The organism is Chryseobacterium joostei (assembly GCF_003815775.1).
Taxonomy (GTDB): domain Bacteria; phylum Bacteroidota; class Bacteroidia; order Flavobacteriales; family Weeksellaceae; genus Chryseobacterium; species Chryseobacterium joostei.
This window is the reverse complement of sequence record NZ_CP033926.1, coordinates 3204690-3227384: the sequence shown is the minus strand read 5'-3', so window position 1 is coordinate 3227384 and position 22695 is coordinate 3204690. Positions and strand designations below refer to the sequence as shown.

The 22695-nt window shown below is 35.1% G+C and carries 19 protein-coding genes; 7 read left to right on the top strand and 12 right to left on the bottom strand.

What is annotated here, in order from left to right; genetic code table 11:
- Positions 1–217: 217 nt before the first annotated feature.
- Positions 218–379, top strand: coding sequence for a hypothetical protein (locus EG359_RS22470; RefSeq protein WP_164463069.1), 162 nt, complete (start codon positions 218–220; stop codon positions 377–379).
- A gap of 121 nt (positions 380–500) precedes the next feature.
- Here the strand turns inward: EG359_RS22470 and EG359_RS14650 are convergent, their stop codons facing one another.
- From EG359_RS14650 to EG359_RS14640, 3 genes are all read right to left on the bottom strand, one after another.
- Positions 501–1160 (bottom strand): hypothetical protein, encoded by a 660-nt coding sequence (locus EG359_RS14650; RefSeq protein WP_076352902.1) that lies wholly within the window; start codon positions 1158–1160, stop codon positions 501–503.
- A 49-nt stretch (positions 1161–1209) separates the two neighbouring features.
- Positions 1210–3459 (bottom strand): TonB-dependent receptor, encoded by a 2250-nt coding sequence (locus EG359_RS14645; protein WP_076353393.1) that lies wholly within the window; start codon positions 3457–3459, stop codon positions 1210–1212.
- Positions 3460–3551: 92 nt separating this feature from the next.
- The gene (locus EG359_RS14640; protein ID WP_076352901.1) at positions 3552–4457 is read right to left on the bottom strand and encodes an AraC family transcriptional regulator; all 906 of its coding nucleotides are present in this window, start codon (positions 4455–4457) and stop codon (positions 3552–3554) included.
- A gap of 250 nt (positions 4458–4707) precedes the next feature.
- Between EG359_RS14640 and EG359_RS14635 the strand changes: the two genes are divergently transcribed.
- Positions 4708–5211, top strand: coding sequence for a superoxide dismutase family protein (locus EG359_RS14635; protein WP_076352900.1), 504 nt, complete (start codon positions 4708–4710; stop codon positions 5209–5211).
- Positions 5212–5263: 52 nt separating this feature from the next.
- On the opposite strand, the gene EG359_RS14630 is transcribed toward EG359_RS14635, so the two are convergent.
- The 5 genes from EG359_RS14630 to EG359_RS14610 form a co-directional block, all read right to left on the bottom strand.
- Entirely contained in the window at positions 5264–7393 is a 2130-nt protein-coding gene (locus EG359_RS14630) for a carboxy terminal-processing peptidase (RefSeq protein WP_076352899.1), read from the bottom strand.
- Between the two features lie 319 nt (positions 7394–7712).
- Positions 7713–8501: a 5'/3'-nucleotidase SurE gene (gene surE, locus EG359_RS14625; RefSeq protein WP_076352898.1), complete on the bottom strand. Its 789-nt coding sequence runs from the start codon at positions 8499–8501 to the stop codon at positions 7713–7715.
- 200 nt (positions 8502–8701) lie between these two features.
- Positions 8702–10105: a radical SAM protein gene (locus EG359_RS14620; protein WP_076352897.1), complete on the bottom strand. Its 1404-nt coding sequence runs from the start codon at positions 10103–10105 to the stop codon at positions 8702–8704.
- 9 nt (positions 10106–10114) lie between these two features.
- The gene (locus EG359_RS14615; protein ID WP_076352896.1) at positions 10115–10348 is read right to left on the bottom strand and encodes a hypothetical protein; all 234 of its coding nucleotides are present in this window, start codon (positions 10346–10348) and stop codon (positions 10115–10117) included.
- On the bottom strand, positions 10326–11081 hold the full coding sequence (locus EG359_RS14610; protein WP_076352895.1) for a prolipoprotein diacylglyceryl transferase: 756 nt from the start codon (positions 11079–11081) through the stop codon (positions 10326–10328). Before EG359_RS14610 ends, EG359_RS14615 begins: the two co-directional genes overlap by 23 nt.
- Before the next feature lie 61 nt (positions 11082–11142).
- On the opposite strand from EG359_RS14610, the gene EG359_RS14605 reads away from it, so the two are divergent.
- Complete coding sequence (locus EG359_RS14605; RefSeq protein ID WP_076352894.1) at positions 11143–12180, top strand: GMP reductase; 1038 nt, start codon at positions 11143–11145, stop codon at positions 12178–12180.
- 51 nt (positions 12181–12231) lie between these two features.
- On the opposite strand, the gene fabG is transcribed toward EG359_RS14605, so the two are convergent.
- From fabG to EG359_RS14585, 4 genes are all read right to left on the bottom strand, one after another.
- Complete coding sequence (gene fabG, locus EG359_RS14600) at positions 12232–12975, bottom strand: 3-oxoacyl-[acyl-carrier-protein] reductase (RefSeq protein ID WP_076352893.1); 744 nt, start codon at positions 12973–12975, stop codon at positions 12232–12234.
- Between the two features lie 173 nt (positions 12976–13148).
- On the bottom strand, positions 13149–14663 hold the full coding sequence (locus EG359_RS14595) for a WG repeat-containing protein (RefSeq protein WP_123867406.1): 1515 nt from the start codon (positions 14661–14663) through the stop codon (positions 13149–13151).
- A 7-nt stretch (positions 14664–14670) separates the two neighbouring features.
- Entirely contained in the window at positions 14671–15345 is a 675-nt protein-coding gene (gene rsmI, locus EG359_RS14590; protein WP_076352891.1) for a 16S rRNA (cytidine(1402)-2'-O)-methyltransferase, read from the bottom strand.
- Between the two features lie 2 nt (positions 15346–15347).
- Positions 15348–16691, bottom strand: a complete 1344-nt coding sequence (locus EG359_RS14585) for a hypothetical protein (RefSeq protein ID WP_076352890.1) — start codon at positions 16689–16691, stop codon at positions 15348–15350.
- A 61-nt stretch (positions 16692–16752) separates the two neighbouring features.
- Between EG359_RS14585 and EG359_RS14580 the strand changes: the two genes are divergently transcribed.
- The 4 genes from EG359_RS14580 to ybeY all read left to right on the top strand — a co-directional run bounded on the left by EG359_RS14580 (position 16753) and on the right by ybeY (position 22556).
- Positions 16753–17340: a thymidine kinase gene (locus tag EG359_RS14580; RefSeq protein WP_076352889.1), complete on the top strand. Its 588-nt coding sequence runs from the start codon at positions 16753–16755 to the stop codon at positions 17338–17340.
- 185 nt (positions 17341–17525) lie between these two features.
- A complete protein-coding gene (locus tag EG359_RS14575) occupies positions 17526–19973 on the top strand; it encodes a bifunctional UDP-N-acetylmuramoyl-tripeptide:D-alanyl-D-alanine ligase/alanine racemase (protein ID WP_076352888.1) in 2448 nt (815 codons plus the stop codon).
- A gap of 2 nt (positions 19974–19975) precedes the next feature.
- The gene (locus EG359_RS14570) at positions 19976–22132 is read left to right on the top strand and encodes a patatin-like phospholipase family protein (RefSeq protein WP_076352887.1); all 2157 of its coding nucleotides are present in this window, start codon (positions 19976–19978) and stop codon (positions 22130–22132) included.
- A gap of 4 nt (positions 22133–22136) precedes the next feature.
- Entirely contained in the window at positions 22137–22556 is a 420-nt protein-coding gene (ybeY, locus tag EG359_RS14565) for an rRNA maturation RNase YbeY (protein WP_076352886.1), read from the top strand.
- Positions 22557–22695 lie beyond the last annotated feature (139 nt).

The window sequence follows — 22695 nt, the reverse complement described above, 5'->3', positions numbered from 1 at the left end:
TGATCGAAAAAGACTTTCAAATACTAGGTTTATTTCAATAATTAAAATTAACAATTCATTACAAAAATCAACCATTTATCCATGTTATCCATTAAAAAATAAACATTTTAATGAAAATAATTTTGTTTATTCCAATATTTATCCTAATTTAGGGAAATACAAATTAGCGTTATCCGAAAAGCTTAAAGAGTAGGAAACATCAAAAAAACAAACTAAAATGAAAAAACAAACCAAGTTAAAAGAACTAAAAAAATTGACCAGAGACGAGCAAAAGAAAGTCGGAGGAGGATTAATGATAAAAGATCCATTTGAAGATGATGGATGCGGATGGAACATGTGCAGAAACCAATTTGGAAGATGCTCTGTTTTTGCATGCTAATATTCAAATAGTTTAAAGTATAAAATCGGCTGCCTCATTTTGAGGCAGCCGATTTACTTTAATCTGTAATAACTGATGTCATTTGCTATTTATAACCTGTAGAAAAATGAAAATCAATTCATTACCTACCCTTTTCTGCAGACAAACTCATGAAATACTCCGCTTCTCCTCTTCCCCAGTTCGGATCTAAAGCGGTTTTAGGTTTGTAAGCATTAAATTTTGCAATTGCCTCCTTAAACATTTCTATTCCCTTGGTTTTACTCCCTCCAAACTGTTCTGGCGTAAAATAAGTATCCTCTGCCTTAATAAGAGCAATTCTTGGGTTGGTAGGATCCAGTTTCTCTGCTCTGCTAAGCTCTTCAGATGCTCTTACACCATCTGTCATAAAACGTTGTTGTGGATTAACCATCATTCTTAGGGAATAAGCCATTTTTTTTAACAAATGAATCTCTGCATTGTCTGCTCCGGCAAGATTCTGTGCTGTCCCTAGATATTTTTCAGCCTGTGCTGCAACGCCATCCAGCTCCTGCATATTACCATCCCTCATCATGATTCGTCCTTTTTGAATGTAGGAAAAAGCAGCGTAGTATGACGGAAGCCATTGTCCGCTTTCTTTACTTCCTATTCTCTGAAAATCATTTGCCAGCGCCTGGAATTCCTCTGTTGTTTTACAGGCTTCTATCTTCCCTATCTTTTCAGACATAATTTTTTCATAATCTGACTGAGCAAAAGCCGTTAAGCTCATCAAAACTAAAGCAAAGCTTAAAATGTATTTTTTCATTATATTAATTTTAAAAAGTTAGTTGTATTGTTTTTTCGAAGATATGTTTTTATAAATTACTGTTGATTACATCCTCTGTTTTATCTACTCCAAAGATGAAAAATGCACCAACAAATACAAAGGTATTTACCGGGGGTAAAACAGCTGAACTTCTGGACCCATCTGTTGAAAAATTATATCCATACACATTTTTTGACCCTAAAATATTGGAAACACTCAAAACAAATATGGGAAACACCTTTGCATCTTTCTTTCCGATATTGGGCAGGTAATTAAAGCTGAGATTAAGACTGTTATAATCTTTTAATTGCCCCTCATTTCTAGTATAATTAACTGCTTTTCCGTCTTCCCATCTTGATGCAATGTCGTAGTAAGGTCGTCCTTTTGTGTACAAATAAGATAGGTTGGCTCCCACTTTCCATTCCGGAATAAATCTTTTAACCACTACCGATAATGTATGCTCTGCAGCAAAGTTAGGCTTCATACTTACCGGATAATTAAGAAAATCCCTTTTGGTATCCAGATAAGAGTAAGTAATCCAATAATCAATATTTTTAAAGGTTTTATTGTTATCTCTCCAGAATACTTCTACTCCTTTTGCGTAGCCGTAACCATCATTGTTTAAGGCTGTTTGTACCTGCTGTTGCTGATCTTTCCCCGGAATGATGTTATAGGTTTTGATCAACTGATCATATTTTTTGTAGAAAGCCTCCAGACGTAGTGATCTTCCCTCAGAACTTCTTTGCACCTGAAGAACATAGTGTTCCGATTTCTGAAATCCTAAATTAGCAGGCCCATTAATGTATTTGCTTTCTGGGTTTTGGTAGAAAATTCCATAAGCTAATGATGATGTCCAGTTCTTTGCTAAACGGTATGCCAGAGCAAATCGGGGTGCAAAATTATTCTTTCCCAAATAAGATGAATTCTCTGCCCTCACGCCTATTTTTGCTGATAATGCATTGCTGAATCCAAGATCTGTTTCTACAAATGCTGAGGAAATTAGATCTCTATAATGCTTACGAACATCTTCAAAGTTCAATTTTTCATCGGCATTATTCAACTCAAAACCTCCTCTGATAGCGCTGATTCTATTGATTTTTCTTTCAAGAACAGCCTTAAGGTTGATATAGTTTCCATCTGTAAGCAATCTGGTTCTTTCTGATTCTACATTGTTGGTTTCTGTAGAAAAATTAAGGTCTGATCTGTTAAATGCATATGAAGTTCCCACATTCAGCAGGTATTTTCCGAATTTCTGTCTAAAGGTCAAATTATGGTAGGTACTTTTTCCTTTCAATCTTACGAGAGAAAAATCACTTCCGGGTTCCAGACTTTCTGATTTCACCCCCATATTATTACCGGTATACATTCCGTAGTATTTTATGAATCCGCCTGATTTTGTTTTAATTCTAAAATTAAAGTTGCCATTCAGTCCTTTGGGAGAGTCTACGAAGTTTGTATTATAATTGAATACTTTCTGCATTAGGTTTAAATCTGAATAATTCAAAGAAACACCATAAGAATGCCTATTGTCATTGGTTAATTTTTGAAATCCGCCACCAAGAAAAATTGGTGAAACTGAAACATCATAGGAAGTCTGGTCCGGTAAATCAACACTTTCCAACAATAATGCTCCGGAAAGAGCCTGCCCGTATAAAGCAGAATAACCACCACTTGAAAATACATTCCCTTTAAAAATAGAGGTATTAAACTGATCTCTTCCTGCTATTCCTGCTACTGAATTGGAGAAATAATTGTTGATTAAAATTCCATCCATGAATATTTTCGCTTCTGTTCCAGTACCTCCTCTGATAAAAACCCCCTCCGTTCCTCCTACTTTCTGGACCCCGGGAAGATAGTTTAATGCGGAGGAAACCTGAGCATCGGCTCCTGCGATGGTATAAATATCCGTGGGTGTGAGTAAAGCGCTTGCTCTTTTCTTATCACTCGCTTCAATGGAACCTGCAGAAACCACTATAGCATCAATCTCACTTACCTGTTCTTTAATTTCAATATTCCCTAATGAAATATCCTGATTATCAATAATAATAGTTTTGTTAATCTCTTCATATTTCGGGTGGGTAAAAGTTAAAACATGACTTCCTTTCTCTGAGGTTTCAAAGGAAAAATTTCCTTGTGCATCCGTTGTTGCTCCGTCATAGGTATCTTTTAATGTGACATTTACCTCATGTATTCCTTTATTTTTAAATGTCACTTTCCCCGACACCTTTATCTGAGAATATCCTATTGCAAAAGAGAGGAGGGCAATAAGAAAGAATATTTTATGAGCTTGTGCTTTCATGGCTATTGTTTTCTGGATCAAAAATAATACGATAAATACCTTTCTGTAAAAAAATATTACTGAAAGGTATTCTTTTGTTACCGAATGGGAAATTAATGAATCGGAATACAAAAATCTACGATCATTTTTCCTTCAGGATGTTCTTTAAAGTTGGAATGATAGATTTCAAACGGGAATGTTCTTCTCATGGAATGATGATGCTCATTCATCCACAAAAACAATGATACCCAGCACTGTTCAAAGTCATGGAGGGTTACTTCTCCGGTACCTACAATAAATCTTCCGGCTTCTATGGTTTCTGAAAAAACTTCACCCTTTAGTTCTTCTTCCGGCTTTTCGTCCAAAAGGATACAGGCATGAATTCTTACCTTATCCGGAGGGGTTACCTTGAAGCTGTCATGATACACTGAGATCATTTTAACATTTTCGCGGGGAAATAGATTCTTACTTTTCGCCCAATCTATCAATACATTGTAAGAAGATTCCACCTGGGTAATCCCAAGGCTCATTACGGCTGCCAGATTCATTTTCGGCATTTCTTTTACTTCGATTTTTAAATTCATTGCTGTCCAATTTAATAGGTTTTCAATAGTGCAAATGTATTGGCTGAAAACGGTATCAATTTGTCCATTCTTGCTCTGTGTTTGTAAAATCTTGTGAAATACTTCGGGAGCTGTTCTACGAAATTCTGATGGAGGCAGCCCATAATATTTTTTAAATGTTTTGCTGAAAACAGAATGGTTTGAGAATCCAAAGTCAAGGTAGATTTCCTTAATCTCTACCTTCTTATTTACGGCAAGAAAAAAGGCACTCTTTTCTATTTTTTTCCTCGTAATATAACTTTGAAGTGTTTCTCCTGTAACAAGCTTAAATATTCTGTGAAAATGAAATGGTGAATAGGCACTGATCTCTGCAATTTTTTCCAGAGAGAGATCTGCATCAAGATTTTCATCAATGTATTGAATTGTTTTTACAATTCTTTTTTTATATTCTTTCACTTCAGGATATTAATCTACAAAGTTATTGATCTGAAATAGGTATCATTTGTCTTTTATTGCTCTTTTTCAGGCTTTCTTTTAACCTCATTTAAAAATAATTATCTTGGTGCCCAACCAACAGGTTTAGAGGATAAAACAAGGTGTATTGCAATTTTGAATAATAAGACTTTCCGAAAAAAGACTGAAATCATAAAGGGTTCTGGAAAATCTTTTTTAAATTTATCATAAAATCATTATAAATCATTTAAAAATGAAAGTACAAACATTAGCATTATTGGCGGGATGTGCACTTTTTGCCGTTTCTTGCGGAACTACAAAAACGTACAGCGTAAATGCCAAAAGCGGAACACAGACAGGCGGAACAGCAAAGTTTACCCAACAAGGAAATGATGTCATCATGAAGCTGGACATAACGAACCTTACCCCTGGAATACATGCTGTACACATTCATGAAAAAGGAGATTGTTCTGCTGCAGACGGAACCTCTACAGGCGGACACTGGAACCCATCCAAGAACGATCACGGAAAATGGGGCGCTGAACATTTCCATATGGGAGATATAGGAAATTTGGTTGCTGACCAAAGCGGAACTGCAACACTTACATTCAAGACGGATAAATGGTGTCTTGGTTGTACAGATGACTCTAAGAATATTATTGGAAAAGGGCTAATTGTACATGCGGCTGCCGATGATTTCCATACTCAGCCTACGGGAAATGCCGGAGGAAGAGTGGGATGTGTAGAAATTAAGTAATCTTTTTATTCAATAAAAAAACCGCTAATTTTCATTAGCGGTTTTTTTATGTTTATGATTTTGTTCCCATATCTGAAACAATATTCATTGCTTCCTGCAGGTAAAGATCCTTTTTAAGGTTCTTGATCCACATTTCAGATTTTTTCTTGAACGCTTCATCTTTTTTCTCTCTTTCAACCTCACTTGGATACATGATAAACTGAAGTCCGTTTTCAAACTTAGTCAGTACCTTAAATTTTTCAATCTGAGATTTTCTATGTTTCATCACTTCATTGAATTTATTGATATTCAAGGTGATGCTTTCTTCTTTATCTAATTTTTCTCTCCATTGAGCTGATTCTAGCAGTAACTGATAATTATTGTTTTTAGCCATTCTGCCTGCGCTTGCCTTTTCAAGAGCCTGAATATTAAAGAAGTTCAGTTTCTCAAATTTGGTCGCCGGAATTTTATCCCAAGCCAGGGCATAATCATCATATCTCTCTCCTACTTCTGCATAGGTAAAAAAGTCTTTCATCTGGATATCTGAAACAATTCCTTTTCTCTGCGTAGATTCTCCTGTAATTCTATAGAATTTCTGAATGGTTAGTTTTAAAGATCCAAAATCGTCCTCAGTATTCAGGAATCTGTTCAGGTCAACAAAAGTCTGTACTGTACCTTTCCCAAAAGATTGTGGAGATCCTATGATCATTGCTCTTCCATAATCCTGCATTACTCCTGCCAAGATCTCAGAAGCTGAAGCAGATAATTCGTTTTGCATAATCACTAAAGGACCTGTCCAGATTGGAGTTTCGTTTTTATTCTTTAGCGTCTGTATTTTTCCATTTCCATCCTTTACCTGTACATAGGGTCCGGCATCCATGAAAAGTCCCATAATATCTCCTACTTCTGTTAGGGAACCTCCACCATTATTTCTAAGGTCCAGGACAATTCCTTCAATATTCTGAGCTTTAAGCTTAACGATTTCATTTTTAATATCATCCGAAGCATTTCTTCCTTTAGAGTTCTCAAAATCTGCATTAAAGCTTGGAAGATTAATAAACCCATATTTTTTTCCATTAGGAGCATTCACTACAATACTTCTTGCAAAAGTATCTTCAATGGCAACTTCCTCACGGATCATGGTTACATCTTTTATGGTACCGTCTTTTTTCTGAACCGTTAAGGTAACTGGTGTTCCTTTTTCTCCTCGGATTAATCTTACTGCTTCATCAGAAAGCATTCCTACTACATTTACAGCATCATCTTTCGGCTTAGATTTTACTTTTAGAATCTTATCACCCTCGGAAAGCTGCTTGGATTTCCATGCCGGAGCACCAATTGTAAGTGCACCCAGATAAAGATTTCCTTTTTTCTCCTGGATTAAAGCTCCAATACCTATTACTTTTCCGGTAAACTGGGTATCAAAATCTTCTTTATCTTTTGGAGAATAATAGTTGGTGTGTGGATCAAATACTTCAGTATATGCATTCATATACACTGTAAACCAATCCATTTTCTTTCTCTTTTTGAATCTTGTAAACGTATCCTTTACAAGATCTTTTACTTCATCTGTAGCTTTTTTGATCTTTTCATCCTGAGTAAGAGGCTTAAACTTGATCGTATCCTGTAATTTGTACTTCTGAACTGAATCTTTCTTTTCTTTTTGAGCTTCTTCCTTACTGTTCATAGATTCAATTTCCTGAAGGATATTGTATTTGATGAACTTTTTCCACTCATTGTACTGTTCCTGCTTGTTGGCAGGTACCTTTTTAAGTTTTGGCTCTAGAATAAGTGTTTCGTCTTCCTGAAGATTAAGCGGCTTACTGAAAATATCCTGTGTAATCTTATCAATTTCGTCTACTCTCTGGTAAAGTCTATCTATGGTAAGCTTATAGAATGTAAGATCTCCCTGGTTGATATAATCATCAAGCTTGGTTTCATGCTTGCCAAATTCATCCATATCAGATTGAAGGAAATATCTTTTTGCAGGATCTACTAATTCAAAATAGTGCTTATAAACATCCTTTGAATAGGCATCATTAATAGTTTTTGGACTATAGTGCAGGTAAGAAAGGGTATTTTTTACGCTCACCATTATTGTCTGCATCTTTTCATCATCGTTCTTTGGCGAGTTGAAGCAAAACATTAGACTGGTTAATGGAATCAGTAGTAAAAATTTATTCAGTTTGAAATTTTTCCACATAAACTGTCTTTATTTATAATTTTAAAAATATAAGTATTGTAATGAGTAGCAATAATTAGCAGACTGTTACAAACTATCAAATTTAATACCTTATTTACAAATATCGTATAGATTTAAGATTTTTTATTCAATAGATGTGCGTCTTTTTTTATTGCAAAAACCGTCAACTTAAATATAGGGTAAAAAAGTGAAACTGCTTTCATCAGCTAGGTATCATTCTTTGAGAAAGCATTGAATTTATTGACATTGAAAGAAAAGGGCAGGAAAAAACCATTTCCTACCCTAAGTATGTTTATGAAATCAATGTTTTTTAAAAAGCCTATTTAGCATCCTTTACGGTATCAAAAACCATCACTTCCTCCAACTTCTTCATATATTCATATGCTGTAAGGTCAAACTTAACAGGTACAATCGAGATATATCCGTTGGCCAAAGCTGTTTCATCAGCATCCTCAGAATCATCCATATTATTGAAATAACCGGTTAACCAGTAATATTTTTTTCCGTGTGGGTTTACTCTTTCATCAAAGCTTTCTTCCCATTTAGCATTAGCCTGCTTACAAACTTTTACTCCTTTTATTTCCTCTTTAGGAAGTTTCGGAATATTTACATTCAGAACAATTCCCTTTGGCATTGGGTTTTCTAATGTTCTTCTTACTATATTCTGAATAAATTCTTTAGCCTGAGTAAAATCTGCTTCCCAGCTGAAATCCAACAATGAAAATCCAATGGCAGGAATTCCCTCTACACCAGCTTCTACAGCAGCAGACATTGTTCCTGAATAGATTACATTGATAGACGAGTTTGCTCCGTGATTAATTCCGGAAACTACGATATCCGGTCTTCTTGTTAAAATTTTATCAAGAGCCATTTTTACACAGTCTACAGGAGTTCCACTACAGGAAAAATCAACCTGTGGACCCTCTAGAGTTACTTCTTCGTAACTTAGAGTAGAATTAATAGTGATAGCGTGGCCTTTTCCACTTTGGGGAGAGTTTGGAGCTACAACAATTACTTCTCCGATTTCATTCATAAAATTGACAAGGTTTCTGATACCTGGTGCTGTAATCCCATCATCATTAGTAACCAGAATAAGTGGTCTTTCCATATATTATTTTAATTTTTTTTAATACAAATGCGTGCAATCTGTTCATTTTGAGAATTGAACAAAAAGAATTTTCACCCATCAAATGTAGCTAAAAATAAGATGCTATAAAACAACAGATTTGTTAATCATTGAATTAAATAGAGAGACTTCCACTCTATTTGAAAGGAAACCCTGTTGTAGAAATAGACAACGCCTCAGCATTAAAACAATACTCTATCTTCTTTTCTTAATTCTTCCAAATAGCTTTTCTTATCATCACGGTAGAAAAGGTTCATGGTTTCAAATGGAATTAGTTTCAGGTCTTTATTGACAATGTGAACACACGACTTTTTCACAGCCCGAACATCAAAATCATGAGCATCCATAAAATTCATAATAATAATTCTGAAAAGATTATCATAATCAAGATCCGGAGCAGAAATTTCAGGCAGACAGCAAAGTAACTGGTTTACTTTAGGTTTTACTTTATCTACGGAAATTCCTGTGCTGAAAATATCAAGAAGCTGCATCTGCAATCCTGTATCCTGTTCGTAAACAATAGTATTCCGAGTTTCATTGTTCAGTAAATCAGCAGGATTAATATATCTTGTTAAAGGAATTGTTTCGCCTTCCAGTTTCAGAATATATCCCATTGCCAAAGCATCCGGATTACACGGAACAGGAATAATATCATCAGAATTCAGCAACGGAAACTGGTTTAAAATTTCCTGTCTTACTTCTGTCAATGTAATTTTTTCGTGAGCAGAATCTTCACGGTTTCGTCCTGCAATTTCAACAGGCTGAAAAGTGATTCCTCTAACACATTTCTGTTTTAAGGCAAAATCAATAATCTTTCCTATCTCGTCAATATTTTTATCTTTTTGAAGAACAATAACCAATGTTGTAGAAAGATTTAATGCATTCAATTTCTCCAATGCTTTCATACGCACATCTGTTAAATCTTTTCCCCTAAAATCCTGTAAAACTTCAGGTTTAAAGGAATCAAACTGAAGATAAATTTCAAATTCCGGTGCATAGGTTGCCAATTTTTCTGCAAAACCGGGATCATTGGCAATTCTTACCCCATTTGTATTGAGCATAAGGTGTTTGATCGGTTTTGACTTTGCAATATCCATAATCTTGAAAAATTCCGGATGAATGGTCGGTTCTCCGCCACTGATCTGTACAACATCCGGCTCACCTTCATTTTTCACAATAATATCAAACATCGCTTCAATTTCCTCCAAGCTTCTATGACTTCCGTAATGAGGTGAAGACATCGCATAACATGTCGGACAAGTGAGATTGCAGCGGTCTGTAACCTCAACAATTGACAGACAGCTATGCTGTTCGTGATCTACACAAAGTCCACAGTCATAAGGACATCCGTATTCTACATCAGTCCCGAAATGATGAGGCATTTCCGAAGCTTTGTTATAGTTTCTGATATTTTTATAGTAATGAACATCGGAAGCAATCTTGGTTTTAAAGAATCCATGATCAGGGCATCTTTTGGTCATAAAAACTGCTTCATCTTCAATAATGATTTTCGCTCCTACTCTTTTCAGGCATTCCGGGCAAAGACTGATCGTGTAATCGTAATAGGTATAATTTCTTATGGGCATACTATTCTTTTATAAGTTAAAACCACAAATGCAGCCTCCTGCAATAAAAATTAATACTCCGACAAGAATTCCTATCAAAGCTGGTTTAAAATTGTATTTCTTTTCGGTATTAGAAGCAGTCATAATTCCTAAAATAAAGGCAACTAATATTGAAATAGCAAATACAACGAGACCTATAAAAAGGAAAATTAATCCCAATCCGGCAAGATCTTCTCCAAAATTACCTACTTCTAATAATTTCATGTTTGTTTTTTTTCAATAGATAAATATAGTAAATGATCATTAAAAAGCACACGATTTGTATGGTACTCAAATTAAATACGACATTATATTTTGGTTTGATAAAATCCAGAAAGAATCTGAAAGAAAAATAAAAAAGCATAAAACCCTGGAAAAGCACCCCGGATTTGTAAGTATAATTCTTCTGAAAGTATTTTAAAGCTAAAAATAAGATTGCTAAAAATATCATTTCATATAAAGCAACGGGATGTCTTTTCATATGATCTCCCAAATCCATCCCGAAAATTGAATTGGTAGGTAATCCATAAGTTTCTTCATATACTCCTGTAAAAAAACACCCGATTCTGCCGATAAACATTGCCAAAATTAAAGGATATACCATTCTGTCGCCTGTACTTTCTTTTTTGCCAATAATCTTTTTCATGACTTCAACACCTATAAGACCTCCGGCTAATCCGCCGACAATGGTATTGTTTAACCAAATATACATCCATATATCAGGAGCTTTCATTAGGTCGTCCGGTCTTTCCAAGGAACCAATTACATGAGAACCGATTAATGCACCAAAAGTGGCGGCAATAAGAATCAGTAAAGAATTTACACTGCTGAATTTTTCTTCATCTTTTCTTTTTAAAAAAGTATAATAACGCATTCCGACAAAAATCCCTAAAGATTCTGTTATCGGATGCAGTAAAACCTCTTTGCCGAAAATGTGAAAAGTAACAGGAAAATCCATATCCTCAAAAATAGTCTATTTCAGATTATTTACTACCTTTATTCTGATAAATAAATACCAAATGCGTATAGAATATGATATAAAACTAGGGTTTAAGGATGTAATGTTCCGCCCTAAACGTTCCACATTAAAATCCCGTTCAGAAGTAAATCTGGAAAGGGAATTTATTTTCAAGCACACTAAAAAGAAATGGAGCGGCGTCCCTATTATTGCGGCTAATATGGATACCGTAGGAACCTTTGAAATGGCCGTAGAGCTGGCTAAGGATAAAATTATCACAGCTGTACACAAACATTATACTCCCGAAGAATGGGACCAGTTTCTGCAAAGCCAGCCCGAAAGCATTCATCAATATATTGCTTTAAGTACCGGAACAGGAAAAGCGGATGAAGAGAAGATTCGCTTAATCCTTGAAAAGCATCCAAAAATAGAGTTTCTCTGTATAGATGTTGCCAATGGATATTCAGAGCATTTTGTTCAATTTGTGAAGACCGCAAGGGCTAATTTTCCGGATAAGATTATCATTGCCGGAAATGTGGTGACCGGAGAAATGGTGGAAGAACTTCTTTTGGTGGGAGCAGATATCATCAAAGTTGGGATTGGTCCCGGGTCAGTGTGTACAACCCGTGTAAAAACAGGGGTAGGCTATCCTCAACTTTCAGCTATTATTGAGTGTGCTGATGCAGCCCACGGATTGGGAGGTCATATCATTGCAGATGGAGGCTGTAAGGTTCCGGGAGATGTTGCCAAGGCCTTTGGTGGTGGTGCAGATTTCGTTATGCTGGGTGGAATGTTCGCCGGTCATGATGAAAGTGGTGGCGAAATGATTGAAGAAAATGGTAAAAAATACCGCTCATTCTACGGGATGAGTTCTAAAACGGCTATGGATAAACATTCCGGAGGGGTAGCCGAATACCGTGCTTCTGAAGGAAAAACGGTTAAGGTGGCTTATAAAGGGCCTGTTGCAGAAACAGTAAAGGATATTTTAGGAGGAGTGCGATCTACCTGTACCTATGTAGGGGCGTCCAAACTTAAAGAACTTTCCAAAAGAACTACTTTTATAAGGGTTCAGGAACAGGAAAATCAGGTTTTTAATTAAAATAGAAATAAAAAAAGAGGCTACACATATTGTATAGCCTCTTTCTATTTTTTAAGTTAGCATTCCGCCATCTACATTTAATGTTTGTCCGGTAATATAGGCTGACATATCACTTCCGAAGAATACACAAGCATTCGCGATGTCTTCCGGCTGTCCTCCTCTTTTCATTGGAACGCCATCTCTCCATCCCTGAACTGTTTTTTCATCCAGAACAGCTGTCATTTCAGTTTCAATAAATCCAGGAGCAATTGCATTACATCTGATGTTTCTTGATCCTAGCTCCAATGCCACAGACTTCGTAAATCCAATTACTCCAGCCTTAGAAGCAGCATAGTTAGCTTGTCCTGCATTTCCTTTTACTCCAACTACTGAAGTCATATTAATGATAGATCCTGACTTTGCCTTCATCATCGGCTTAATTACCGCTTTTGTAAGGTTAAAAACTGAATCCAGGTTTACCTTGATTACTTTATCCCAATCGTCCTTGGACATTCTCAATAACAGGTTATCTTTTGTAATTCCTGCATTGTTTACCAAAATATCAATCTTTCCAAACTCCTCCATTACATCTTCTACTAGTTTTTGAGCTGCATCATAATCTGATGCGTCAGACTGGTATCCTTTAATTTGGGTTACAGAACTTAAAGCTGCCTCTAATTCTTTAGCTTTGTCTACAGAGCCGGCATAGGTAAATGCTACTTTTGCCCCTTGCTGAGCAAACATTTCAGCGATCCCCTTTCCGATTCCTCTTGTAGCTCCGGTAATTAGTGCTACTTTTCCTTCTAATATTTTCATATCTATTGACAATTATTTTCTTTATAACACGTTCAGCATGTGATTGCTGACTCAATTAGTATTCATAATTCCTTTCCGGAATTAAACGGTTTGCAAAGATATTATAAATTGTTATTCAACACATTTAATTCATTAAAATACTGAACTTTTTTATGTGTTTTTTTGCAATTATATTAAAGTTCAACAGAATTATTTCTAAATCTGGTGAAATAAATGAAATCTGATTTTTTATCTTTGCTCACTTTCAATACTTCTTTCATCCAAAAGTAAGAGTCATAAATAATCTCTGTTAACGGCTCATTCTGAAAATTTAGAACTCCATATTTGTTATCTTTCTTTACAACAAATTCATTTTCAAAATATTCAAATGGAATAATATCTTCATAAACAAATGGTACAATTTCCGTTCCCTTTCCATCCAGAACACCATAAAGATTGCTGGTATTCTTACATACAAGCGGCTTTGAGTATTCATTAAGGATGTTAAAATATCCAATATCCTGAGCTTTAACGAAATCAATTCCTTTGAGTTCAACTCTAGATTGGGATGTCACTGAAAATTTATAATACTTATCTTTATTACTAATAATCAAACTCTCGGGATAAAAGCCAAGAATCTGATCTCCTTCATTCAAAACGTTTTTAAGGTCGTTATTAAGAAGCTGTTCCTCACTTCCTTTTTTAAGGTAAATAAAATCCTTTCCGGAAATGGTAAAATCTCTAATAAAATCATACTCATTAGGCAATATCAAACTTCCCTGAAGATCAACGATACCATATTTCTTTGATTTATCATTGTAGACACTTAAAAGGTCTTTCAATAAAGGAGTAAGGTATTCAAAATTGCTGGGGTATAATTGTCGATTCTTTTTAGAAAAAACAGTTATTTTATTCTTCTTTTTAAGATAAATATATTCTTTCTTACCAAAGTATTCTGGGGTGATGTCATTAAAAACTTCATCAGCAATGACGTTTTCATCAGTATCAATCAACCCGTATTTTCCGGTGGAATTATTTTTTGTAATTAAAAATGGATATGCATTAATATTATCAATCTTCTTTGAAAACTTATGCAATGTCTGCCCATCCTTTCCTATAATTTCACTCTGATTTTCTTCATTGATGATAAGGGCTTTACCATTTTCAAAGTTATAGTCGTCTTTAAATTCGCGATCACTGGTTTGCTTACCATTAAAGTCATACAAAAACCATTTTTTATCTTTCAAAACAAAGAATCTGTCTTTTCCTGCAAACCTAATTTTATCTGAATAAGGAATTATCTGCTTTCCATTGTAATCATAAACCGCCTCCTTTCCCTGTTTGGAAGAAATAATACGCTCCCTGCTCCACCAAGGAGTATTGAATTCATGGTCGTCCAAAGGAACAAGTTCATGCCCTTTTTCATCAATAATAGCAGATCTTCTCTTGTTATTGGATTCTTCTGAGTAAAGAATAAATCTTTTTTCGAAAATATGTGAAATTCCACCTTTGTAGGGTGATTCAAAGGTTATGGTTCCTAATGCATCTACAATTCCTCCCTTTTTGGAAACAGGGTCATACACCGTTCCAAATCCATCTGAATATGAGCTTACCTCCTTACCGATTTTTTTGGAAAGGATAATCTTCGTGTATTGGTTAGTCTGCGCCATACAAACTGCGGAACACAATACAAAAATTAGTTTTTTCAATTAAAGTTTAAATAGAATTATTGACAATAAGAACGATCTCTCCTTTTAAAGTTTTACTCTTGGAAAATTCAATTAATTCATTGATAGTCCCACGTTTAGTTTCTTCAAATTTCTTGGAGATCTCACGGCTTAAGCTGGCCTTTGTTTCTTCACCAAAAAATTCCTTGATCTGTTCCAATGTGGTATTGATCTTATGTGGGCTTTCATAAAGGACAATTGTTTTTTTCTCTTCTGCAAGCTGTTTAAGTTTGGTTTGTCTTCCTTTTTTCTGGGGCAAAAATCCTGCAAACAAAAATTCATTATTGGGAAGCCCGGAAACCACCAGGGCCGGAATAAGTGCAGTTGCTCCGGGAAGACAGATCATTTCTATATTGTTATCTGCTCCTGCTTTCGCCAGCAAATATCCAGGATCAGAAATTCCAGGGGTTCCGGCATCAGTAATAATTGCAATATTCTGACCGTTTTTAAGGTCTGTAATCACTTTCTCTGTTGCCTGATGTTCATTATGTAAATGATAGGATTTTAAAGGCTTAGAGATTTCAAAATGCTTTAAAAGTATTCCAGAAGTTCTGGTGTCTTCACATAAAATATAATCAACTTCCTTAAGAACATTTACTGCTCTGAAGGTCATATCTTCAAGGTTCCCAACGGGTGTAGGAACAAAATATAAGATTCCGCTCAAAATTATAAGAATTTATTTTCCACCAATATCCAAAGTCTCTGAGCATATTCATCCACTCCATTCCATTTTCTTTCATAGTAAAGGTCACTCAGATATTCCTTGGCTTCCTCCAGTGTTTTGAATTGGTTCAGATAGGCTACCGTTTCATTAAGGTCTGCCTGACTTCCACCAAACAGCATTTTTGAAAAGGCAATTCTATCATTCAAATCCAATTTAAACTCTGGTTTCTGCTTTTCAGCTTCCATAAAATGGGTAGGAATATTAGATTTTACAACACTCCCTGTGTCTTCCTTTACAAATGTAGTTTGGCTTTCCATTGGAAATTCTCTTTCCAGCGGATCATCGTCAAAGAGGGATTGAACAGCTTTCAACCCTTTGATATTGGCTAATTTTATTTTTTTCTCCTGATGATATTCATCTAAGTTTTCAAAACTTTCATCAGAAGGATGTCTTTCTGTTTCTTCAGGAACAGGTTTGTCTATTTCAACAATTTTTCTTCGGTCATAAACTTCTGCAAGAACATTTTCTTCCTTAGTTTCTTGTTCAGAATGATCATTTTTAATATCACTCAGAATATTTTCAACGTTAGAAGTTTCTGTTACCAGTTCTCCTTGTTCTAATGATATATTTGAAGTGGTAAATTGCTCTTCATTTTCCTCAATCAGCATTTCATCATCAAGCATTTCGGTGTCGAAAATACTTGGAATTGTTTCAGTAACTACCTTGTTTTCTTTAGGTTCATTTACTGCAGCGTAATCCACATCATTTTTTTCTTCGGATTCATCATCAACGTCTATTTCATTCAGTTGATTGTTGAATATTGCCTCTTCTTCTGTAACGTCATCACTAAACATATCTTCATTAATATCCTCATCTGAATCAGGTTTAGCATCTGAAAGAATTTTCTCTTCGTCTACAAAACTCAGAATTGCATCCGGAGCAATGGAATGTTCATTTTCATCAATCTCATTCAATTGACTATTGAAAACAACTTCTTCTTCATCGGATCCGACAATAAAATTGTCATTTTCGTGCTCATCAATTTCATTTAGCTCATTATTAAAAATCGCTTCCTCCTCCGTTACTTCATTACCGGAATCATGATGTTCCTGTTCTCCTGAAGCAAAAGAATTGGAATGATTGTCCGAATATTTAACTTGTTCGTCTGCTATGAAATATTCAATGTTTTTTTCCAGCAGTTTCAAAAAAGAAATCCTGTTAGCAAGCTCATCTACAAGATCTTGCTTGGAAAGTAACTCGTCTACATTATTTATTTTGTCCAGATTATCAATGATATTCTTGGATTCAAAAAAAATTTTTTCCTTTAAATCTTGGATATTTTGCATAATAAGATTCTTATTAAAATTGCTTACTTTTGATTTTGAAAATATACGGCTAATTTAACAAATGTTTTTAGAAAATACAATTAATCATTCCAAACAAAGTGGTTGGATGGAAGTGATTTGTGGCTCTATGTTTTCGGGTAAAACCGAGGAGTTGATCCGAAGATTACGGAGAGCTGAAATGGCAGGACAAAATGTGGAAATTTTTAAACCGAAACTGGATATCCGGTATTCTGAGGAAGATGTAGTTTCTCATAATCAGAATAAAATACGCAGCAGTGCAGTAGAGAACCCGAATGAAATTCTTCTGCTGGCATCCAATTGTGATGTAGTAGGGATAGATGAAGCTCAGTTTTTTGATGAAAGTATTGTTGAGATTGCTAATCAACTGGCCAATAGCGGCGTAAGAGTAGTTGTTGCAGGATTGGACATGGACTTTTTGGGACGCCCCTTTGGGCCAATGCCTAATCTTATGGCTACGGCAGAGTACGTAACAAAAGTGCATGCTATTTGCAAGAGAACAGGTAATCTCGCTAACTATTCTATGAGAACTTCTCAAGGAGATGATCTGGTAGAATTGGGAGAGACTGAAAGCTACGAAGCAGTAAGCCGCCGTGTATTTATTGATGAAGTACTTTCTAAAAGGAAGTAGTACATATAAAAATTAAAATTGCAAAAAAGCTATAAAATATTGTAGCCGGTAAAATACATTCACAGAATATTAATAAATGAAAAACGAAAAAGCAATTTTGTAAAATTTCAAAAAGGGAGAAATAAGCTTTTCTAACTTCTTTGCATTTTTGCGGTTTCGCCAAAAATAAAGCAGAAAGGGCACCAATGAACTATACAGTACATCAAATTGCAGATATCACCAATTCACAGGTTATTGGAGACAATAATTTAATGGTTAAAAACATAGCTTATGACAGCAGGATTATTTATTCAACTAAGAATACTGCGTTTATTGCCATTAATACCCATAAAAATTCTGGTGAAAAGTTCATTGAATCTGCCATTGATAGAGGAATCAATATCATTATTTCCGAACATCAATATCCACAGTTTGAAAATGTAACCTGGATTATTGTTAAAAATTCCGTGGATTTTCTTCAGCAATTAGCAAAGTATCACTTTGAAAATTCTCATTTGCGATCTATTGGAATTACTGGAAGTAATGGTAAAACCATTGTAAAGGAATGGCTTTATCAATGTTTATGGAATGAGTTTCCTACTGTAAAAAGTCCAAAGAGTTTTAATTCTCAAATTGGGCTCCCTCTTTCCTTACTTCAAATTAACGAATCTCATCAACTGGGAATTTTTGAGGTAGGAATTTCCAAGCCGCATGAAATGGAAAAACTTGAAAACATTTTCCATCCACAAATCGGATTGTTAACCCACATAGGAACTGCCCATGCTGCCAACTTTTCTTCTGAGGAAGAATTGATAGATGATAAGATCAGACTTTTTAAGGATTCTGAAGTGATCATTTATAATGATGACCATCCTTTGGTAGATGAAAAAATCAAAAATTTATATTCAGATAAGAAATTAATCTCTTACGGATTTAAAGAAGGAAATCAGGTCTTCATCAAAAACAATATTTCCAAGGATGAAAACATCATTGTGGAATATTTTGGTGAAGAAATCAGTTTTCCTGCCCACCAAAGAGACGAAGCGACGTTAACTAATGCTACAGCGCTTATCGCCGTTCTTAAGGAGCTAGGAATCGAAAATAAAAAGATCGTTGAAAAAATCAACCTTTTAAAGGCCGTTGAAATGAGGCTTGAAGCCATCGAAGGAATTAAGGGCAATATTGTCATCAATGATTCATTTAACCTTGACCTCGATTCTTTGAAAACTGCCCTGCAATTTTTAAATGAATACAATAAACCTAAAAAGTCATTGGTTTTAACGGATATTTTAGGAGTGAATACTAATTCTCAGGAACTCTATGAAGAAGTTTCCGAATTGGTGAATGATCAGCATTTTGATTCTGTCTTCTTAATTGGTGATGAAATTTCAAAATCCAGTGAATTATTTAAGTCTAAAACTTATACTTTCATAGACACTAAGGAACTTATTGAAAGTAAACACCTTTCTGAAATAGAAAATCAAATCATCCTTCTAAAAGGAGCGAGAAAATTTGAAATAGAGAAGCTTAAAGATATTCTTGAACTCAGAAAACACGATACGGTTCTGGAAGTTAATCTGAATGCTATTCTTCATAATATCAATTACCATAAATCATTACTAAAGCCCGGTACCAAAATGATGGCCATGGTGAAAGCTAATGCTTATGGACTTGGCAGCTATGAGGTATCAGAATTTCTACAGCACCACCATATCGATTATCTTGGGGTGGCTTATGCTGATGAAGGTGTTGAGCTTCGTAAAAAAGGGATCACCACTCCTATTATTGTGATGAACCCTGAGCAGCACAGTTATCAAACAATCATTGAATATAATCTGGAACCTGAAATTTACAGTTTCAGGGTATTGGAGCTTTTCTATGAAGCGGTACAAAAATCCGGATATGATAAAAAGTACCCTATCCACATCAAACTGGAAACGGGAATGCATCGTCTTGGATTTAAAGACTTTGAGCTGGACCAATTAAGCGAGATTTTAAGCCAGAAAAATCTTAAAGTTCAAAGTATGTTCAGTCACCTATCTTCCTCAGACATGCCTGAAGAGAAAGAATTTACTTTAAAGCAGCTGGAGGTTTTTGAAAAAAACTCTAGTTATTTAACTGAAAAATTAGGCTACGCTCCTATCCGACATATTTTAAATTCATCTGGAATTACAAGCTATACGGATCATCAGCATGATATGGTGAGAATTGGTATTGGAATGCTTGGAGAGTCACCAGACAGTGAAATACAGAAACAATTACAATCTGTTGTAAGTTTTAAAACAGTTATCTCTCAGATTTCTATGGTTGAAAGTGGAGAATCTGTAGGCTACAGCAGAAAATATAAGGCAGATCATAAGACTAAGATTGCAACGATCCCTGTTGGATATGCTGATGGTATTCCAAGATTGATTGGAAATCAGGTAGGCCACTTGGGAGTCAATAAGACATTGGTACCCATTGTTGGAAATATCTGCATGGACATGATGATGATTAACGTAGAAAATGCTCCTCACGTAAAGGAAGGAGATACTGTAACGGTCTTCAATGCCCAACCAAGTTTAAAAGAATTCGCAGGCTACTGCAAAACTATAACCTATGAAGTATTAACTTCCATTTCACCTCGGGTGAAACGGATTTATATAAAAGATTAACTATGAGAAAACTCCTGATTCTTCTTTTCGTATTCCAATTGCTATTGTTCAACTCTCAGGTAAAAAAAGACTTAGTAATTCCGAAGAACCCCAAAATAGGACTATCGCTAGCCGGTGGTGGTGCCAAAGGTTTTTCACATGTCGGAGTACTAAAGGTATTAGATTCTTTGGGAGTAAAGGTGGATTATATTGCCGGAACAAGCATGGGAGCCATCGTTGGTGGTCTATATGCTTCCGGATATTCCGGAAAGGAAATAGAAAAAATCGTTATGGATACAGATTTCTATTCCTTAATCATGGATCCAAAATCAAGACAGGAAGCAAGTTTCTTCAATAAGTCTGTGGACAAATATCTTTTATCTATTCCATTGAAAAATGGAAAAATTACACTTCCCTCCTCTATCAGTACAGGCCAGAGAAATGTTTATCTTCTAAAGGAACTTTTCAAAAATGTTTCCAATATTGAGGACTTTTCAAAAATGCCAATCCCTTTTTTATGTGTTGCTACCAACCTTGAAAGTGGAAATATGCAAATCTTTGAAAAGGGAGATCTGGTACAATCTATAATGGCGAGTTCTGCTTTCCCTTCTTTAATGGATCCTATTAAAATAGGGGACAGTATTTATATTGATGGAGCTATGACGGTAAACTATCCCTCAAAGCCGTTAAAAGACAAAGGAATTGATGTCGTTATCGGAGTGGATCTTAACCAGGATCTTTCAAAAAGAGAGGATTTAAACAATATTATTTCAATTCTGAATCAGGTTATTGACTTTGGAATAAAAAGGGATACAAAAAAACAATATCAGTATACGGATATCAATATTAAGCCTAACCTTAAAGGAATGTCTGCCACAAGCTATGATGACAAGAAAAAAATCCTTGACAGTGGCTACGTAGAAGGTTTAAAATATACTCAGGTTCTCGATCAATTACCCAAACGTCCATTTGACCGTCTTAGACAGCGCGTAAATCCAATATATTCCAATGTATATAAGATAGACAGCATCTCCATTGAAGGAAGCAAAATCTTTGGCAAAAACTATACGCTTGGGAAAATGGGACTGCGCCTACCCTCTTTACAAACCTATGGCAGTATCAATAAGATGATTGATAAGCTTGTTGCAACAAATAATTACAAATTCATCAACTATGATATCGTTCAGGAGAATGATGCCAATTATCTAAAGCTTTATGTAACGGAAGATGACGCCCGACATTTCTTAAGATTTGGATTGCATTATGATGAAGTTTTTAAAACTGGATTGCTATTAAACTACTCTGCAAAGAGACTTTTATTCAAAAACTCTAACCTTTCTGTAGATGTAATTGTGGGTGACAAGCTCAGATATTATGTAAACTATTTTATTGATAACGGATATATTCCCGGATTTGGTATTTATTCTTCTGGAATGAGCTTTGATCTGAAGAATGCAGATAATTATGTTATCGACAAATGGGAATGGGCCAGAAATGAAGCTTATATACAGTCTATTTGGAAAGATAAATTCGCCATTGGCGGTGGTATTAGCCATGACTACTTCAGAGCTGAAATTAATGGCGAAAACAGGCGTTATAGCCGTTTTTTAAATCCTTATGTATTTCTGAAGACCGATACTCAGGATGATAAGGAATTTCCAACAAAAGGAGTTTACTTTGCTGCAGAAGGAAAGGTAATTGACCTTTTAAAATCTGAAGTAGAGAGAAGAATCGTTCAGATAAAGGCAGATTTGAAGGTAAATATTCCACTTGGTAAACAGTTTACCTACCGTCTTAACTTATTTGGAGGTGTAACGCTTGGAGAGCATCTTCCTACCTATTATCAATATAGACTGGGAGGACTTTTCGAACAAAATATTATTAATTTCAAAAGCTTTGGAGGATTCTATTTTGCACAGTTGCATACAAATAATGTGATATTGGCATCCAATGATCTTCAGTTCAAATTCAATAAGAACTATTTTATCAGCGGAAACTTTACCTTTGCCAACCTTTCAAATGATATTAAATTTGAAGATGCAGTTAAAGTAAATTTTAGTTCAGTTGGGCTTACGGCTGGATATAAATCTCCTTTCGGGCAGATTAAAGTAAACTTCAGCCACTCACTAAAAAACAATCAAAAAGGCATATTCAGTGTTATTTTAGGACACTGGTTTTAATACAATGATACAATTCTTTTACGAAAATTTACCAGAGTCGGTAAACACAGATTACAAAAAATGGCTGGAAGATCTTATTCTTTCAGAAGGAAAAAAACTAGGAGAAATCAATTACATTTTCTGTGATGATGAATATCTATTGAAGATTAATCAGGATTATTTACAGCATGATTATTATACCGATATCATCACTTTTGATTATGTAAAAGGCAAGACAATAAGCGCTGAGATTTTCGTATCTTTGCAGCGCATTTCTGATAACGCCTCTACCCTTTCCCGAGATCCTGAAGAAGAATTAAGAAGGGTTTTAGCCCATGGTATTTTACACCTTGCAGGCTACAAAGACAAGACGGAAGAGGAAGAAAAAGAGATGCGGAGAATGGAAGATTTGTACTTAGCGAAATACAGGGATTTAAAGAATTGAAATTGAACAATCACTTAAAGTCCCATATCTAAAGTACTCTATTCTAGTAACAATATAAGTTTACCTAGAGTTCATTCTCCAAAAATGTTTCACGTGAAACATTGGTAATATAGATAAGGTTTAAAGCTTAAACAAGCGA